This is a genomic window from Streptomyces sp. NPDC052496 (assembly GCF_040679095.1).
Taxonomy (GTDB): Bacteria; Actinomycetota; Actinomycetes; order Streptomycetales; family Streptomycetaceae; genus Streptomyces.
The window spans coordinates 167,259-184,634 of the sequence record NZ_JBFAUH010000013.1 but is presented as its reverse complement, the minus strand read 5'-3'; the positions used below and the strand labels follow the sequence as shown (position 1 = coordinate 184,634).

Sequence of the window (17,376 nt, the reverse complement as noted above, 5' to 3'; positions counted from 1 at the left end):
CTGGGAAGCGCGGCGGGCCGCACCCCCAGCCAAGGCGTCCAAACCCCTGGGGTGCGGCCCGTCGGCCGTACACATGTACGTATGCGTGCCGCCGTCAGACGGCGATGGCGACCTCCGCGAGACCGCCGTGCTGCGCGACGACGGTACGGTCCTGCGCGGTCGCGCCCGGGACCAGGGCGCGCAGCGTCCAGGTGCCCTCGGCGGCGTAGAAGCGGAACTGCCCGGTCGCCGAGGTGGGGACCTCGGCGGTGAACTCGCCGGTGCTGTCCAGCAGGCGCACGTAACCGGTGACGGGCTGGCCGTCGCGGGTCACGCTGCCCTGGATCGTGGTCTCGCCCGGCTTGATCGTCGAAGCGTCCGGGCCGCCGGCCTGTGCTCCACACATGTCGGTACTTCCTTGGAGGGTTGAGGGGTACGGGGGCGGTACTGCGGCGGTGCGCCTACTTCGCGGCGCCCAGCTCGATCGGCACACCGACCAGCGAGCCGTACTCGGTCCACGAACCGTCGTAGTTCTTGACGTTGGACTGGCCGAGCAGCTCGTGCAGCACGAACCAGGTGAGCGCGGAGCGCTCGCCGATGCGGCAGTAGGCGATGGTGTCCTTCGCCAGGTCCACGTTCTCGGCCTCGTAGAGGGCCTTGAGCTCGTCGTCCGACTTGAAGGTGCCGTCGTCGTTGGCGTTCTTCGACCACGGGATGTTGCGGGCGCTGGGCACGTGGCCGGGGCGCTGCGACTGCTCCTGCGGCAGGTGCGCCGGGGCGAGCAGCTTGCCGCTGAACTCGTCGGGGGAGCGCACGTCGACCAGGTTCAGGTTGTCGATCGCGGCGACGACGTCGTCCCGGAAGGCGCGGATGGAGGTGTCCTGGGCCTTCGCCTTGTACTCCGTCCGCGGGCGGTTCGGCACCTGCGAGCCGTCGACCAGGTCGCGGGAGTCCAGCTCCCACTTCTTGCGGCCGCCGTCGAGCAGCTTGACGCTGTCGTGGCCGTAGAGCTTGAAGTACCAGTACGCGTACGAGGCGAACCAGTTGTTGTTGCCGCCGTAGAGGACGACGGTGTCGTCGTTGGCGATGCCCTTCGCGGAGAGCAGCTTCTCGAAGCCCGCCTGGTCGACGAAGTCGCGGCGCACCGGGTCCTGGAGGTCCTGCTGCCAGTCGATGCGGACGGCGTTCTTGATGTGGTTCTTGTCGTAGGCCGAGGTGTCCTCGTCGACCTCGACGATGACCACCTTCGGGTCGTCGATGTGGGCCTCGACCCAGTCGGCGTCCACCAGGACGTCGCTACGGCTCATGTTGTTCTCCTCCGGGGCAGTTACGGAACACGCGTACGCCGGCGCGCGCTGCGGGCGGGGGACGCGGCGCTGCGTGGGGAAGTGGCAGGGTCGGCCTCAGCGGCCGGGCGGAAGGCGGGGGAAGAGGCCGCCCGTCAGACGGAGCGACAGAGCATGGCGGCGACGCGGCACAGGTCGACTGCCCGCCGCTTCGTGAGATTCGCCTGTCCCCGCGAACGGGAACCGCTCAGAGAGCTCTGCATGCGACCGATCGTAGGGAGGGACGGCATGACGTGTCACCGGTGTGTCGGATGGTGAGACGCAGTGGTCCGTATGGCGGTACGCGCAGGGGCGGAAAGGGAGGGGCGGGGCGCCCCGCGGCGGCCCGGGCGAGGGGCGGGTCTGACGTACGGGACGCGATGTCTCAGCGTACGGACGTCCGACCGGTTCGTGGCGTTTCGGTACGGTCGGCGGCCGGTCGGAGGTGGGGGGTGCCCCGGCCGGGCGCCGCGGCCGGCATCAGCCCGGCAGCTTGACGTTCGTACCGCTGGCCGAGATCGAGATGCCCTCCCGCGTCGAGACCACCTTGTCCAGCTTCAGACCACCGGGCAGCCGGTTCAGCTTCCACTCGTGGTCGGTCTGCCCGCGGACCTGGTCACGGCAGGCGGAGAGCTGGGAGCACAGGGCCGGCAGGGTGTCGGCGCGCAGCCGCACGGTGTCCCCGTTCACTATGCTCACCGTGCCGGTGACCTCGAGGGAGTTCAGCATCGGCAGGTTCGGCAGATTCGGGGAGATCTTCACCTGGCTCTTGCCGTTCTTCTCACCGCCGTAGCTCACCTTGACGTTCTTGCCCGAGGCGGTGGTCAGGTCCGCGTACGAGATCCGGGCCTCGCCGGTGGCGCTCGCGGCGCTCTCGATCGAGGTGTAGTCGCTGGTCAGCTTCACGTCGTGGAACTGTGCCGACAGCTCCTGGACCCGCAGCGTGTGCCCCTCGGCGGTGGCGTTCAGGCCGTCGATCTTGGCGTCCACCTCGTCCAGACTGCGGCCCGCCACCTGGGTCAGGAACGGGAAGCCGGTGATCGACACCTCCGGCGTACGGTCCAGTCCCTGACTGCTGCGGATCTTGTCGGCGGCCTTGTCCTCGGCGATGTTCACGGCCACGCGGTCCGCGGCCACGAACAGGCCGCCGAGTATCACGACGATCACCAACAGCACTCGCAGTGCGCGCATCGAACCACTACCCCCAGGCGTGGGGCCGAAATCGGCCCGGTTCTTCCGGGTCGGACCCCCGGTCGGTTGCGCCCGAGCCTAACCGGCCCGTGGGGGCCGGGGGGTTTCCGTGGCCTGGTGTGCCTTTGGCACGTCGCGGGGGTGTCGGGGTGGGTGCAGGTGCTCTGCGGGCTGCGGGGCGTCTTGTGTGACGGTCACTGTGTCCTCAAGTGCCGGACGGGCTTGAATTGGCTGGGCCCGTCCGGCGTCGGCCACTGCGGCCGGGGAGGGGATCAGGCCAGTGCCCGGCCCAGTACGTAGATCGCCGGGGCCGCCAGGGTCAGGGGGAGGGCGACGCCTGCGGTCATGTGGACGAAGCGGGACGGGTAGTCGTAGCTGGCTACGCGGAGGCCGATCAGGGCGCAGCCGCCGGCGGCCAGGCCGAGCAGCGCGCCGCTCGCGCCCAGGCCGGTCAGCTGGCCGGCCGCGACGCCCGCGCCCGCGCCGGCGAGCAGGGCGACGACGAGGGAGGCGGGCTGCGGCAGCGGCAGCGCGCGGGCCAGGGTGGTCACGGCGACCGCGACGCAGCCCACGGTCACCGCGTTGGCCGTGGCGGCGAGCTGGCCGGCGGCCAGCACCGCGAGGGCGGTGGAGGTGAGGCCGGCGGTCAGCGCGTACATGCGTTCGTCCGCGCTGCTGCGGTTGCGCAGCTGGAGGACCAGGACGAACAGGCACCAGACGCCGAGCGTGCCGATGGCGACCACGGGCGCCTGGTCGCGTTCGGTGGCCAGCAGCGCGATGTCGGTGGTCACGCCCGCGAGGAAGGCGAGGGCGATGCCCTGCCGGGCGGGCCACATGCCGTTGAGGCGGAACCAGCCCGCCGCGGTGACGGCCTGGAGGAGGACCACCGGCACCATCAGGGCCGCCCTGGGCAGGGGTGCGGCGAGGGCGAGGAGCAGGGCCAGCGCGGCGGTGAGCGCGGCGGGCTGCAGGCCGGGCGGGATGATCGGCGAGCGGCCTTCGGCGCGGGCGCGCTGGTTGGGCGCGAGCTGCGACAGGTCGGGCGCGGGTTCGGCGGCGGGGTGGCCGGGCTCCGGCGCGGACCGGTGCCGGTCCGCCGCCCGGTGCTGGGCCTGCGGGTCGTGGGGGGCGGCCGGTGCGGGGGGCTGTTTCGGCAGGTACGCGGTCTCGTCGGCGGACGGGTCCGGGCCCGACGGCTCGGAGCCGCCCATGACGGGCAGCGCGCTGGTGTCCCAGGTGGGCGCCGTCCAGATCTGGGTCTGCGGGTCCTCCTGGCCGCCGCCCGTCGCGTAGGCGTCCTGCCCGTACGAGGCGGCCCCGGACGGGTTCTGGCCGTAGGAGGGGCCGCCGCCGGGACCGGTGGCGTACTGGCCGGACTGACCGGTCTGGCCCGGCCGGCCGTACTGGCCGGTCTGCTGCTGCTGTCCGGCCGCCGCGGGCCAGGAGGCCTGCTGCGGGCGCCCGTACGCGTCGTAAGCCTGCTGCGGCTGGTGCTGCGGGGGTTGCTGCTGCCCGTACGGCGGGGTTCCGTATGCCGGCCGGCCGTACGCCTGCTGCGGCTGCTGCGGCTGCTGCCCGTAGCCCTGCTGCGACTCCTGGCCGTACGTGCCGTCGTGGCCGCCGTACGACGGGGCCGGTGCCCCGTACGCGCCGCCGGCGCCGTAGGAACCGTGCGCGTCGTACGGCGCCTGCGGCTGCGGATCGGCGCCCTGCTGCGGGGCCTGCGGCTGCTGCCGCTGGTCCTGCGGCTGGTACGGGTCGTAGGACCCGTAGGGATGCTGCGGCTGGTTCTCGCTCATGGTCTCGCTCATCCTCCCGCGAACGGCGGCAGGACCTCGACGGTGCCGCCCTCGGCCAGCCGGACGGCCGCGTGGTCGCGGCTGCCGACGGGGTCGCCGTCCACCAGGAACGAGCACCGCAGCAGGACGCGGGCGAACTCGGGGTTCGCCGCGTGCCGCTCGCGTGCCGCGGCCAGTGCCTCGGCGAGTGTCGCCGCCGCGTACGGCTCCTCGGCGGTGCCGGCGGCGGCCTTCGCCGCGGCCCAGTAGCGCACGGTGCCAGTTGTTGTCACGGCGGCCTCTTCATCGTCGTTCGTCGTGCGTGCAGAGGCTCCATGATGGCGTACGCCGCGGCGGGCCCCGTTCCGGTCGGATCCGGCGGCTGTCCGGATAAGTTCTGGCAAAACCTTCCGCTTCGTTCGAGTGGTGCGGGGAAATTCGATTGCCGCGGGCAGGGGCTCGCATAGGCTCGAACGGTGTTGGTCCGATTGGCGCGGGCGCATCTGCGGCCCCACATGCGCCCGATATCCCTGATCGTGCTGCTCCAGCTCGTGCAGACGCTGGCCACCCTCTACCTGCCCACCCTCAACGCCGACATCATCGACGACGGCGTCGTCAAGGGGGACATGGGCTACATCCTGAGCGTCGGCGGCGTGATGATCGCCGTGACGCTCCTGCAGATCGCCTGTTCGATAGGTGCCGTGTACTTCGGCGCCCGCACGGCCATGGCGCTGGGCCGGGACATCCGGGCCGCGGTGTTCGACCGGGTGCAGTCCTTCTCCTCCCGCGAGGTGGGCAGGTTCGGCGCGCCGTCCCTGATCACCCGCACCACCAACGACGTGCAGCAGGTCCAGATGCTGGTCCTGATGACGTTCACGATGATGGTGGCGGCGCCCATCATGTGCGTCGGCGGTGTGGTGATGGCGCTCAACCAGGACGTGCCGCTGTCCGGTCTGATCCTGGTCATCGTCCCGGTCCTGGCGGTCCTCGTGGCGCTGATCGTCCGCCGGATGCGTCCGCTGTTCCGCGGCGTGCAGGACCGTATCGACACCGTCAACCGGGTGCTGCGCGAGCAGATCACCGGCATACGGGTGATCCGCGCCTTCGTCCGTGACGGGTACGAGCGGGAGCGTTTCGCGGGCGCCAACCACGACCTGTACGACGTCTCGCTGCGCGCCGGCCGGCTGATGTCGCTGATGTTCCCGCTGGTCATGCTGGTGGTGAACGTATCGAGCGTGGCTGTGGTGTGGTTCGGCGGGCACCGTATCGACAGCGGCGGGATGCAGATCGGCGCGCTGACCGCCTTCCTCAGCTATCTGATGTACATCCTCATGTCGATCATGATGGCGACGTTCATGGTGATGATGCTGCCGCGTGCCGAGGTCTGCGCCGAGCGCATCCAGGAGGTGCTGGCCACCGACACCAGCGTGACGCCGCCGAAGGCGCCGGTCACCGAACTGCGCCGGCACGGCGAGCTGGAGCTGCGGAACGTCGAGTTCCGCTTCCCGGGCGCCGAGGAGCCGGTCCTCAAGGACGTCTCGCTGACCGCGCGCCCCGGCGAGACCACCGCCGTCATCGGCTCCACCGGCAGCGGCAAGTCCACGCTGCTGGGCCTGGTGCCACGGCTGTTCGACGCGACGGGCGGCGCCGTCCTCGTGGACGGCGTGGACGTACGGACCCTCGCCCCCGAGACGCTGGCCACCGCCATCGGCCTGGTCCCCCAGAAGCCGTACCTCTTCTCCGGGACCGTCGCCACCAACCTGCGCTACGGCAACCCGGACGCGACCGACGAGGAGCTGTGGCACGCGCTGGAGACCGCGCAGGCCCGCGACTTCGTCGAACGCATGGAGGGCGGCCTGGACGCGCCGATCGCCCAGGGCGGCAGCAACGTCTCCGGCGGCCAGCGGCAGCGCCTGGCCATCGCCCGGGCGCTGGTCCGCAAGCCCGAGATCTACCTCTTCGACGACTCCTTCTCCGCCCTGGACTACGCGACGGACGCCGCCCTGCGGGCCGCGCTGGCCCGCGAGACCGACCGGGCCACCGTCGTGATCGTCGCCCAGCGCGTCTCCACCATCCGCGGCGCCGACCGCATCGTCGTCCTGGACGAGGGCCGGGTCGTCGGCACCGGCACGCACGCCGAGCTGATGGCGGACAACGAGACCTACCGGGAGATCGTGCTCTCCCAGCTCACCGAGCAGGAGGCGGCGTGAGTAGCCAGAAGGCCCCGCAGCAGCGTGGCCCCGCGCCGGCCGCCGGTCCCGCGCGCATGATGGGCGGCCAGCCCACCGAGAAGGTCATGGACTTCAAGGGCTCGGGGCTGCGGCTGCTGCGGCAGATGAAGCCCGAGCAGGCGATCATGTGGGCCGCGGTGGCGCTGGGCGTGCTCAGCGTCGCGCTGTCCGTCGTCGCGCCCAAGGTCCTCGGCCACGCCACCGACCTGATCGTCGCGGGCATCGTCGGCCGGCAGCTGCCCGGCGGCATCAGCAAGGACCAGGCCGTCACGCACCTGCGCGGGCAGGGCGAGAACGGGCTGGCCGACATGCTCGGCACGATGCCGGTGGTGCCCGGCCAGGGCATCGACTTCGGCGCCGTCGGCGTGGTGCTGATGTGGGTCTTCCTGATCTACCTCGGTGCCTCGCTGTTCGGCTTCGTGCAGGCCCGGATCGCCACCGTCGTCGTGCAGCGCACCGTCTTCCGGATGCGCGAGCAGGTGGAGGAGAAGCTGGCGCGGCTGCCGCTGCGCTACTTCGACCAGCAGGCGCGCGGCGAGGTCCTCTCCCGCGCCACCAACGACATCGACAACATCGCGCAGACCCTCCAGCAGACCCTGAGCCAGATCGTCGGCTCGCTGCTGACCATCGTCGGGGTGCTGGCGATGATGTTCTGGATCTCGCCGCTGCTGGCCCTGGTCGCGCTGGTCACGGTCCCGGTCTCGATCGTCGTCGCCACCAAGGTCGGCAAGCGGGCGCAGCCGCAGTTCGTGCAGCAGTGGAAGACCACCGGCAAGCTCAACGCGCACATCGAGGAGATGTACACCGGGCACTCCCTGGTCAAGGTCTTCGGCCGCCAGAAGGAGTCCGCCGAGCTGTTCCGCAAGCAGAACGACGCGCTGTACGAGGCGGGCTTCAAGGCCCAGTTCATCTCCGGGATCATCCAGCCCGCGATGATGTTCATCGGCAACCTGAACTACGTCCTGGTGGCGGTGGTCGGCGGCCTGCGCGTCGCGTCCGGCGCGCTGTCCATCGGTGACGTGCAGGCGTTCATCCAGTACTCCCGCCAGTTCAGCCAGCCGCTCACCCAGGTCGCCTCGATGGCCAACATGGTGCAGTCCGGTGTCGCCTCGGCGGAGCGGGTCTTCGAGCTGCTGGATGCCGAGGAGCAGGAGCCGGACGACGCCCGGCCGCAGCGCCCCGAGCACGTCAGCGGCCATGTCGTCTTCGAGGACGTCTCCTTCCGCTACGAGGACGACAAGCCGCTCATCGACGACCTGTCGCTGGCCGTCCACCCGGGCCAGACGGTCGCGATCGTCGGCCCGACCGGTGCGGGCAAGACCACGCTGGTCAACCTGCTGATGCGGTTCTACGAGGTACGCGGCGGCCGGATCACCCTGGACGGCGTGGACATCCAGGCGATGAGCCGCGAGGACCTGCGCTCCAACATCGGCATGGTCCTCCAGGACACCTGGCTCTTCGGCGGCACCATCGCCGAGAACATCGCCTACGGCGCCCCCGAGGGCACCTCGATGGACAAGATCATCGAGGCGGCGAAGGCCACCCACGTGGACCGTTTCGTCCGTACGCTCCCCGACGGGTACGACACCGTCATCGACGACGAGGGCGCCAACGTCTCGGTGGGCGAGAAGCAGCTGATCACCATAGCCCGGGCCTTCCTCGCCGAGCCGGCGATCCTGGTCCTGGACGAGGCCACCAGCTCGGTCGACACCCGTACCGAGGTGCTCATCCAGCACGCCATGGCCCAGCTGCGCACCGGCCGCACCAGCTTCGTGATCGCGCACCGGCTGTCCACCATCCGCGACGCGGACCTGATCCTGGTCATGGAGTCCGGCGCGATCGTCGAGCAGGGTACGCACGACGCGCTGCTGGCGGCGGACGGCGCCTACGCGAAGCTGTACGCGGCGCAGTTCGCCGAGCCGCTGGCGGAGGTGGAGGCGGAGTGAGCGCCGGTGTCTGAAGCCCGGTGAGCGGCGGCCCGTACCTCTCCGGTACGGGCCGCCGCCCTTCCGGCGCCGGCTCCGGTCCGCCCGGGCGTCAGTCCCCGTCCGCCTCCGTCACCCGTTCGGCCGTCCACGCCGCGATCCGTTCGAGCAGCGCGTCGGGCGCCGCGTTCTCCGCGTGGCCGAAGCCGCGCTCCAGCCACAGCTCGCTGGTCGCCGGGTCGGCGGCAGCGGCCAGCATCCTCGGGTGGTCCAGCGGGAAGTACGGATCCCGGTCGCCGTGCACGACGAGCAGCGGGGTGGGAGCGATGCGCGGGACGGCCGCCACAGGGGAGAGCGGTACGGGATCCCAGTCCTCCGGGTGGATACGGGTACCCAGCCCCAGGCGCGACACCAGGCGTCCCGTGGGCCGCGTCACCACCCAGTGCACCCTGCGCATCGAAGCCGTACCCCGGTAGAACCACCGCGCGGGAGCACTCACCGACACCACCATGTCGGTACGCGCATCCGTGCGCCCCTCGCGCGCCCCTCCGTACAGCGCGGCGTGCCGCAGGACGACCGAGCCGCCCATGGAGAATCCCACGGTCGCCACCCGGCGGTGGCCCAGGGCGCGCGCCCAGCCGACCGCGGCGGCCAGGTCCAGCACCTCCCGGTCGCCGACCGTGGAGCGCCCGCCGGACCGCCCGTGCCCCCGGAAGGAAAACGTGATCACGGCCGCACGCTGGGCGAAGACCCCGGCCGCGCGGCGCAGCGCGGGCCGTTCCAGCGCTCCGGTGAACCCGTGCGCGAGGACGACGGCGAGGCCGCCGGCGGGGGCGTCCGAGGGGGCGCGCGAAGGCGTGTAGGCGGCGTCGATCCGGACCCCGTCCGCCGTCAACAACGACGTGCGCCGGCCACTCGTTGTGATCGACGGAACACAAGATCGCGCAAAATCGGTCTCGGGTCCGGAAGTCATGTGGGCTATTCTGCTGGGCAAGAAGGATCCGGGCAGCGTTGCCCCCGGGTCCTTTTGTGCTTTCACCCGCGTTCACGCGCGGATGAGCACACCGGCGCTCCACAGGGCCCCCAGGGGGCCCGGAAGCCACCCGTACGAAGCAGTGCCGCATACGCCCCCATGGCCAGGACGGGCATGGGAGGGGCCCCGTTCGCAGGGACCGAGGAGGAACCAGACGTAATGGGCGAGCGAAGCGTGCAGGACACACAGGGCAGTGAACGGCCGGCCGGGGCCCGGGCGGGTGATCGGCGATGAGCTCGCTGCTGCTCCTGACCAACGCCCTCCAGCCCTCGACGGAGGTGCTGCCCGCGCTCGGCCTGCTGCTGCACAGCGTCCGGGTCGCCCCCGCCGAGGGCCCGGCCCTGGTGGACACCCCCGGGGCCGACGTCATACTGATCGACGGGCGGCGCGACCTGCCGCACGTACGGTCGCTGTGCCAGCTGCTGCGGTCCACCGGACCCGGCTGCCCCCTCGTGCTGGTGGTGACCGAGGGCGGCCTGGCGGCCGTCACCGCGGACTGGGGCATCGACGACGTGCTGCTGGACACCGCGGGCCCCGCCGAGGTCGAGGCCCGGCTGCGGCTGGCCATGGGCCGCCAGCAGATCGGCGTGGACGACAGCCCGATGGAGATCCGCAACGGTGACCTGTCGGTGGACGAGGCGACCTACAGCGCCAAGCTCAAGGGCCGGGTCCTGGACCTGACCTTCAAGGAGTTCGAGCTGCTGAAGTACCTGGCGCAGCACCCGGGCCGGGTCTTCACCCGCGCCCAGCTGCTCCAAGAGGTCTGGGGCTACGACTACTTCGGCGGCACCCGCACCGTCGACGTGCACGTACGGCGGCTGCGCGCCAAGCTCGGCCCCGAGCACGAGGCGCTGATCGGCACCGTACGCAACGTCGGATACCGCTTCGTGACGCCGGAGAAACCCGAGCGCGCGGCGGAGGACAAGGACCCGCAGGGCAAGCGCGGCGGCCGGGCCGCGGCGAACGGCGACGGCCCGGAGGGCGGCGCGGGGGCGGGCGCGCGCCGCTCCGTACCCTCGCGCGCCGGTGCCGGGACGGAAGCCGCGGCGGCTCGGCCTGCCAAGAGCTGAGGCCACCCGCGTAGACTGCCGCGCGTGGCCAAGGTGACGCGGGATGATGTGGCAAAACTGGCGGGTACCTCGACCGCCGTGGTGAGTTACGTCATCAACAACGGACCGAGGCCGGTCGCCCCGGCCACGCGCGAGCGGGTGCTCGCCGCGATCAAGGAGCTGGGCTACCGCCCGGACCGGGTCGCGCAGGCGATGGCGTCCCGGCGCACGGACCTCATAGGACTGATCGTGCCGGACACCCGGCAGCCGTTCTTCGCGGAGATGGCGCACGCCGTCGAGCAGGCTGCCGCCGAGCGCGGAAAGATGGTCCTGGTCGGCAACGCCGACTACCTGGACGAGCGCGAAGTGCACTATTTGCGGGCGTTTTTGGGCATGCGGGTGGCCGGCCTGATCCTGATCAGCCAGGGCCCCAGCGAGCACGCGGCGGCCGAGATCGACGCCTGGGACGCCCGGGTGGTGCTGCTGCACCGCCGTCCCGACGCCATCGACGACGTGGCCGTGATGACGGACGACGTCGGCGGCGCGCAGCTGGCGACCCGGCACCTGCTGGAGCACGGCCACCCGTACGTCGCCTTCCTCGGCGGTACGGAGGAGACGCCGAAGTCCGGCGACCCGGTCACCGACCACCTGGAGGGCTGGCGCCGGGCGATGGAGGAGTCCGGAAAGTCGCTCGAAGGGCGTTATTTCCAGGCGCCGTACAACCGCTACGACGCGTACAAGGTCGCCCTGGACCTGCTCGCCGGCCCCGACCGGCCGCCGGCCCTCATGTGCGCCACCGACGACCAGGCGATCGGCGTCCTGCGAGCGGCCCGCGAACTGCGTATCGACGTCCCGGGCGAACTGGCGGTGGCCGGCTTCGACGACGTCAAGGAAGCGGCGCTGACCGACCCGCCGCTGACCACGGTCGCCTCCGACCGGGAGGCGATGGCGCGGGCCGCGGTCGACCTGGTGCTGGACGACGGCCTGCGGGTGGTCGGCTCGCGCCGCGAGCGGTTGCGGCTGTTTCCGGCCCGACTGGTGGTCCGGGGGTCGTGCGGCTGCGGCCCGGCCGCCGCCGGTTCGGTGCCGAGCGTCGAGCGCGCACCCCGTAGCTGATCTTCCTTACACCGGGCATACCTACTTCTGTCGGGCCTCTCAGGACGTTCTCAGACGGTTCTCATGGACAGCTCGCAGAGTCGGGTACATGACCGAAACCTACCGCCGGAGCGGTGACGAGACTCCCCAGTACCAGGGTTACGCCCACGGGCCGCAGGCGCCGGGCGGGACGAGCGGGACGGGCTACCCGGCACCGCCGCCGCACCCGCCGTACGCCGCGCCCCAGCCGGCGGCCGGCAGCCCCGCGGGCCCCGGCACCCCCGGCCCGGGAACCCCCGGCCCGGAATCACCCGGCCCCGGAAACCCCGGCTTCGGCGGCCCCGGCGGACCGGGCGGCCCGGACGGCCCCGAGGGCACCGGCGCCCCCGCCCCGCGCCGCCGGGCCCGCCGCCCCGTCGCGCTGATAGCGGCCGTGGCGCTCGCCTCCGGTCTGATCGGCGGCGGCAGCGCCGCCCTCATCGGCAGCGCCACCGACCAGCAGCAGGCCGCCACCACCACCCCGGCCGTCAACACGGGCACCGCGAAGGGCGGCGGCAGCGTCTCCGCGGTGGCCAAGGCCGTCACCCCCGCCATAGTGGAGATCAAGGCGCGGACACAGAGCGGCGAGTCGACCGGCTCCGGCGTGGTCGTCACCCCGGACGGCGAGATCGTCACCAACAACCACGTGGTGGCCGGCGCCTCCTCGATCGAGGTCACCTTCAGCGACGGCACCAAGAAGCAGGCCGACATCGTGGGCACCGACCCGGACAAGGACTTGGCGCTGATCAAGGTGAAGGGAGCCAAGAACCTCACCACCGCCTCGTTCGGCAACTCCGACCAGCTCGCGGTCGGCGACGAGGTCGTGGCCATCGGCTCCCCCGAAGGGCTCACCGGCTCGGTCACCAGCGGCATCGTCTCCGCCCTCAAGCGCGATGTGACGGTCCCCAAGGACGAGGGCCGGCAGCAGCAGGAGCAGGGCGGCCCCGGCTGGCCGTTCGAGTTCGGCGGCAACCAGTACAACGGCGACACCGGACAGTCGAAGACCACGTACAAGGCCATCCAGACCGACGCGGCGCTCAACCCCGGCAACTCCGGCGGCGCGCTGATCGACATGAAGGGCCGGGTCATCGGCATCAACTCCGCGATGTACTCGCCCAGTTCCGCACAGGGCAGCAGCTCCGCGGGGAGCGTCGGCCTCGGCTTCGCCATCCCGATCAACACCGTCAAGGCGGACCTCGCCAACCTGCGGTCGGGCGGCAGCAGCAAGAGCTGAGACGGCCGGCACCCCCTGCCGCCGCACCCCGGAGCCCCCCCCGCCCCGAACCTCACGTACGTACGAGGAGGCCACCATGGCCAGCAAGATCACCGTCCCGGTCCACCGCGCCCGCCGCGCCGTCGCGGCCGTCATCGCCTGGAGCGCGGGCGAGGAGCGGCGCAGCGCGGGTGTGCTGAGCGTCGACCACGGCGCGCACGCCCGTACCGGGCCCGCCGACCTGGACCTGGCCCGCGACCTGGCCGAGGCCGGCGCCCGGGTGGCCGGCGCCCGTACCGAGCGCCCCACGGAGGTCGCGGCGGCCGCACGCCCGCGCCCCAAGCGGGGCACCACGCCGGGTACGGCCCGGCAGTCCCGGGCCGCCGCCGCCCGGAGATGACCGGCGCGCCCCCGTACCCCCGCGACGTGCCCCGCGCACCGGGCGCCGTACGGAGCACCGACGAGACCGCGCCGGGCGGCGTGCCCCGGCCGCAGGCGTGCGAGGCTGACATGCTGGACCGCGGAATCCCCGGTCAGCCGACCCCGCCCGAACCCGAGGTAGCCACAGCGATGAGTCCCGCCGAGCACGGTGACCAGCCCGCCCGCATCCTGATCGTCGACGACGAGCCGGCCGTCCGGGAGGCGCTGCAGCGCTCCCTCGCCTTCGAGGGCTACGGCACCGAGCAGGCCGTCGACGGACTCGACGCGGTCGAGAAGGTCGCCTCCTACGACCCCGAACTGATCGTGCTCGACGTGCTGATGCCCCGGATGGACGGGCTGACGGCCGCCCGGCGGCTGCGGGCGAGCGGCGTGACCGTACCGATCCTGATGCTGACCGCCCGCGACACGGTCGGCGACCGGGTCACCGGACTGGACGCGGGCGCCGACGATTACCTCGTCAAACCCTTCGAGCTGGACGAACTGCTGGCCCGCATCCGCGCGCTGCTGCGCCGCAGCTCGTACGCGGCGGCGGCCGGCGCCCAGCCCGCCGAGGGCGACGCGCTGACCTTCGCCGACCTGCGGATGGACCTGGCCACACGGGAGGTGACCCGTGGCGGCCGGCAGGTCGAGCTGACCCGTACCGAATTCACGCTCCTGGAGATGTTCCTGGCGCATCCGCGGCAGGTCCTGACCCGCGAGCAGATCCTGAAGGCCGTCTGGGGCTTCGACTTCGAACCGACCTCCAACTCGCTGGACGTGTACGTGATGTACCTGCGCCGCAAGACGGAGGCGGGCGGCGAGCCGCGGCTGGTGCACACCGTGCGCGGCGTCGGGTACGTGCTGCGCGCCGAAGGCGGCGCTGAATGAGCGAGGCACCGGCCCCGGGTGCCGCGGCCCCGGAGGGCGGTGCGTGGCGGCGGCTGAAGGCGCGCGTGGCGCACCGCTACCGGCAGCTGCCGCTGCGCTCCCGGCTGGCCCTGCTCACCACGGTCGCCGTGGCGTTCGCCGTGGCCGTCTCGGCCGCCGCCTGCTGGCTGGTGACCCGCGACCGGCTCACCGAACAGCTCGACGAGTCGCTGGCCAGGCAGTCCGTGCCGGCCGACATCGTGCAGGCGCTGGGCGACAAGTGCACCGGTTCGCTGCCGGGCAACGTGTGGCTGGGGCTGCCCACCGACTACACGATCCAGATCGTCACCCCCGACGGTGACGTCTGCACCTCGTGGTCGAAGACCGCCATCCCCGCGCAGAAGTCGGACGTGGAGGTGGCCAGGGGCCAGAGCAAGCAGGCCATCCACACCACCCGGACCAACGACGGCCGGGAGATGCGGGTCCTGACCCGGGCGTACCGGGGCGCGCTGACCGACCGGTTCGGCCCGCAGGTCGGCATCTCCGTGGCCACCCCCATGGACCCGGTCACCGAACCCCTCAGCCAGCTCGCGCTGATCCTGCTGATCGTCACCGGCATCGGCGTCCTGGGCGCCGCCACCGCGGGCCTGTGGGTGGCCCGGGCCGGTCTCAAACCCGTGGACCGGCTCACCGAAGCAGTCGAACGGGTCGCCCGTACGGAGGACTTGACGGTCCGCATCCCCGCCGAGGGCGAGGACGAGATCGCCCGCCTCTCCCGCTCCTTCAACTCCATGACCGCGGCGCTGGCCTCCTCCCGCGACCTCCAGCAGCAGCTGATCGCGGACGCCGGGCACGAGCTGCGGACGCCGCTGACCTCGCTGCGGACCAACATCGACCTGCTGGTGCGCAGCGAGCAGTCCGGCCGGCCGCTGCCGGCCGACGACAAGCAGGCCCTGCTGGCCTCGGTGAAGGCGCAGATGGGCGAGCTGGCCGCGCTCATCGGCGACCTCCAGGAACTGTCCCGCACCCCGGAGGCGGGGCCGGGCGGCTCGGCGTCCGTACCGGTCGTCGCCCTGCACGACATCGTGGACTCCGCCCTGCGCCGCGCCCGGCTGCGCGGCCCCTCGCTGGACATCACCGCGGAGCTGGACCCCTGGTACGTACGGGGAGAGCCGGCGGCCCTGGAGCGCGCGGTGGTCAACCTGATGGACAACGCGGTCAAGTTCAGCGCGGCGGACGGTGCCGTCGAGGTCGGCCTGCACAAGGGCGAGCTGCGGGTGCGCGACCACGGCCCCGGCATCCCGGAGGAGGAACTGCCGCACGTCTTCGAGCGGTTCTGGCGCTCGCCGTCCGCCCGCAGCCTGCCGGGCAGCGGGCTCGGGCTGTCGATCGTGGCGCGTACGGCCTACCAGGCGGGCGGCACGGTCGAGCTGCGGGCGGCGCCGGGCGGCGGCACGGAGGCCCTGCTGAGCCTGCCGGGGGCGGCTTCGCCACCGCCGGAGCTGCCTTAGCCGGGGCGGGGCCGGAGCCCGGGGGCCGGGCCCGGGAAGCCAGGGCCAGGACCGTGCGGATGGCTGGTGGCCGGTGGCCGAGAGGGCTCGCCCCGCGGCCACCGCCTGCTTCGTGCTACTTCCGCTGTTTCCCGTGTTTCCCGCTACTTCTTGCCCTTCGCGGCGCTGCCGACCGGCAGCCCCGCACCCGAGATCCGCACCCGGATCCCGTCCTTCTCCACCGAGATGTCACGCAGCCGCACGTCACCGGGCGTGTCCGGCAGCCGGAAGGACAGCGACAGCTGGTCGGCCAGCTGCGGCTTGGTCAGCCCGGACAGCGCGCCCAGGATCTTCGGGTCGATGCCGACCTTCTGGAGCAGCCACGGGTGGTCGACCACCACATCGACGAGGTTGACCTGCATCAGCTGCTCGATGAAGCGCGGCGCGCCGGTCAGCTCGTGCAGCTTCTTCTCGTTGCGCAGCGCGTCGTCGATGGCCTGCTGTGGGATGCCCAGGCGCTTGGCGATGGCGGGCACGCCCAGCAGCGCCTTCACCTTGGCGGCCTGCCGGCTCATCTCGGCCGCGGCCTTGCGGGTCAGCCGCAGGCCTTCCTCCTTGCCGGTGCCCGGGCGGTAGACGGCCACGTCGGCGATGTCCAGGCGCATGTTGCTGATGTCGGTGGAGATGCCGCGGTCCCCGGCCTGCTTGATGTGCGCCTCGGCCTGTACGCGCAGCTCGTGCCCGGCGATGGGCAGCTGCCCGACGGCCCGTACGGAGTTGGGGCCCAGCTCGCTGAACCGTACCTGGGAGGCGCCCAGTTCCCGGTTCATGTCGTCGAACGACAGCAGGACGGTGCCGCGCACGGTGCCGACCGTCGCGCCGCTGATGGAGGCGGGCAGGTCGCCGTCGAGCCGGATGTCCCGCGCGCTCGCCTCGACCTTGGCCAGCGACACCCGGTCGGCCGCCAGGTCGGGCACGGTGACGTCCACCTGGTCGAGCCGCTTGCCGAGCACCTGCGTCAGGAAGGGGAAGCCCTTGATGTCCACTTCCGGATTGGCGTTCAGGTGCAGCGACTTCTTCAGCTGCTCCTCGGCCTTGTTCTGCGCGTACAGCACGGCGAAGCGGTCCGACAGTGCCAGGAACGCCACACACACCAGGAGCGCGACCAGCAGCTTCACCGTCTTCGACACCGCCGCGAACCGCCTGATCCCGCGTTTGCGGCGGCGGTGGTTCGGCGGCGTCCAGGCGTCCGGGTCGTCCTCGTCGGAGCGCAGTCCCAGGCCCAGCGGATCGTCGCTGTCGTCGCGCTCGTTGAGGTAGGTACGCCGGGTCAGCGGCGCCGGGCCGGCCGGCGGGTCCGCTGCGGGCTCCGGTTCGGGGTCGGCGAGCGCGGCCAGGTCCGCGTACGGGTTGATCTTCTCGAACTGCCGGGTGCCGGGCCCGTCGCCCGGTCCGGAGGCGCTGCTGCCGTGTCCGCCTATGCCGCCCATATCGCCCGTGCTGCCCTGTTCGTCATGTGCGGCTGCGGTGGGGGATCGCCGGTCCGCTGCTGCTGGTTGTGCTGGTGTCCGAGTTCCTGGTGGGGGGACGTTTTTCGAGGGTGAGGGTATGCGTGTGGGGAGGCGCATCCGGACATCCCACCATGCTGACGACCCTCGAACGCAAGTCCTACTGGTGGTAAGTGAGGTATACGCGGGCTTGTCCCGCCCGCTCGGCACCCGCCGGTCCAGGCCCCGCCGCG

At 72.1% G+C, this 17,376-nt stretch carries 16 protein-coding genes; 8 read left to right on the top strand and 8 right to left on the bottom strand.

Features of this window, described 5'->3' with window-relative positions:
- Positions 1-94: 94 nt before the first annotated feature.
- The 6 genes from AB0L45_RS19045 to AB0L45_RS19020 form a co-directional block, all read right to left on the bottom strand.
- The gene (locus AB0L45_RS19045) at positions 95-385 is read right to left on the bottom strand and encodes a DUF1416 domain-containing protein (RefSeq protein ID WP_365841249.1); all 291 of its coding nucleotides are present in this window, start codon (positions 383-385) and stop codon (positions 95-97) included.
- A gap of 55 nt (positions 386-440) precedes the next feature.
- Complete coding sequence (locus AB0L45_RS19040) at positions 441-1,286, bottom strand: sulfurtransferase (RefSeq protein ID WP_365841247.1); 846 nt, start codon at positions 1,284-1,286, stop codon at positions 441-443.
- A gap of 134 nt (positions 1,287-1,420) precedes the next feature.
- Complete coding sequence (locus AB0L45_RS19035) at positions 1,421-1,528, bottom strand: putative leader peptide (protein WP_365841245.1); 108 nt, start codon at positions 1,526-1,528, stop codon at positions 1,421-1,423.
- Between the two features lie 256 nt (positions 1,529-1,784).
- Positions 1,785-2,495, bottom strand: coding sequence for a DUF2993 domain-containing protein (locus tag AB0L45_RS19030; RefSeq protein WP_365841243.1), 711 nt, complete (start codon positions 2,493-2,495; stop codon positions 1,785-1,787).
- 272 nt (positions 2,496-2,767) lie between these two features.
- The gene (locus AB0L45_RS19025; protein WP_365841241.1) at positions 2,768-4,294 is read right to left on the bottom strand and encodes a hypothetical protein; all 1,527 of its coding nucleotides are present in this window, start codon (positions 4,292-4,294) and stop codon (positions 2,768-2,770) included.
- A gap of 8 nt (positions 4,295-4,302) precedes the next feature.
- Positions 4,303-4,566, bottom strand: a complete 264-nt coding sequence (locus AB0L45_RS19020; protein ID WP_208853437.1) for a MoaD/ThiS family protein — start codon at positions 4,564-4,566, stop codon at positions 4,303-4,305.
- Positions 4,567-4,749: 183 nt separating this feature from the next.
- Here AB0L45_RS19020 and AB0L45_RS19015 point away from each other — a divergent pair, with 183 nt between their 5' ends.
- Together AB0L45_RS19015 and AB0L45_RS19010 are read left to right on the top strand one after the other, a co-directional pair.
- Positions 4,750-6,483 carry an ABC transporter ATP-binding protein gene (locus AB0L45_RS19015; RefSeq protein ID WP_365841239.1) on the top strand — a complete coding sequence of 578 codons (1,734 nt, stop codon included), beginning with the start codon at positions 4,750-4,752 and terminating at the stop codon, positions 6,481-6,483.
- A gap of 59 nt (positions 6,484-6,542) precedes the next feature.
- Positions 6,543-8,450 (top strand): ABC transporter ATP-binding protein, encoded by a 1,908-nt coding sequence (locus tag AB0L45_RS19010; protein WP_365841383.1) that lies wholly within the window; start codon positions 6,543-6,545, stop codon positions 8,448-8,450.
- Positions 8,451-8,541: 91 nt separating this feature from the next.
- On the opposite strand, the gene AB0L45_RS19005 is transcribed toward AB0L45_RS19010, so the two are convergent.
- A complete protein-coding gene (locus AB0L45_RS19005; protein ID WP_365841237.1) occupies positions 8,542-9,402 on the bottom strand; it encodes an alpha/beta fold hydrolase in 861 nt (286 codons plus the stop codon).
- A gap of 290 nt (positions 9,403-9,692) precedes the next feature.
- On the opposite strand from AB0L45_RS19005, the gene AB0L45_RS19000 reads away from it, so the two are divergent.
- The 6 genes from AB0L45_RS19000 to AB0L45_RS18975 all read left to right on the top strand — a co-directional run bounded on the left by AB0L45_RS19000 (position 9,693) and on the right by AB0L45_RS18975 (position 15,656).
- Positions 9,693-10,532: a response regulator transcription factor gene (locus tag AB0L45_RS19000; protein ID WP_365841235.1), complete on the top strand. Its 840-nt coding sequence runs from the start codon at positions 9,693-9,695 to the stop codon at positions 10,530-10,532.
- 24 nt (positions 10,533-10,556) lie between these two features.
- Complete coding sequence (locus AB0L45_RS18995; RefSeq protein ID WP_365841233.1) at positions 10,557-11,627, top strand: LacI family DNA-binding transcriptional regulator; 1,071 nt, start codon at positions 10,557-10,559, stop codon at positions 11,625-11,627.
- Positions 11,628-11,715: 88 nt separating this feature from the next.
- Complete coding sequence (locus AB0L45_RS18990) at positions 11,716-12,879, top strand: trypsin-like peptidase domain-containing protein (RefSeq protein ID WP_365841231.1); 1,164 nt, start codon at positions 11,716-11,718, stop codon at positions 12,877-12,879.
- A 76-nt stretch (positions 12,880-12,955) separates the two neighbouring features.
- Positions 12,956-13,258, top strand: a complete 303-nt coding sequence (locus AB0L45_RS18985) for a hypothetical protein (protein WP_365841229.1) — start codon at positions 12,956-12,958, stop codon at positions 13,256-13,258.
- 170 nt (positions 13,259-13,428) lie between these two features.
- On the top strand, positions 13,429-14,166 hold the full coding sequence (locus tag AB0L45_RS18980) for a response regulator transcription factor (RefSeq protein WP_365841381.1): 738 nt from the start codon (positions 13,429-13,431) through the stop codon (positions 14,164-14,166).
- On the top strand, positions 14,163-15,656 hold the full coding sequence (locus AB0L45_RS18975) for a HAMP domain-containing sensor histidine kinase (RefSeq protein WP_365841227.1): 1,494 nt from the start codon (positions 14,163-14,165) through the stop codon (positions 15,654-15,656). The genes AB0L45_RS18980 and AB0L45_RS18975 overlap by 4 nt, the downstream gene beginning before the upstream one ends.
- Positions 15,657-15,799: 143 nt before the next feature.
- Here the strand turns inward: AB0L45_RS18975 and AB0L45_RS18970 are convergent, their stop codons facing one another.
- The gene (locus AB0L45_RS18970) at positions 15,800-17,125 is read right to left on the bottom strand and encodes a DUF2993 domain-containing protein (protein WP_365841225.1); all 1,326 of its coding nucleotides are present in this window, start codon (positions 17,123-17,125) and stop codon (positions 15,800-15,802) included.
- Positions 17,126-17,376: the final 251 nt, after the last annotated feature.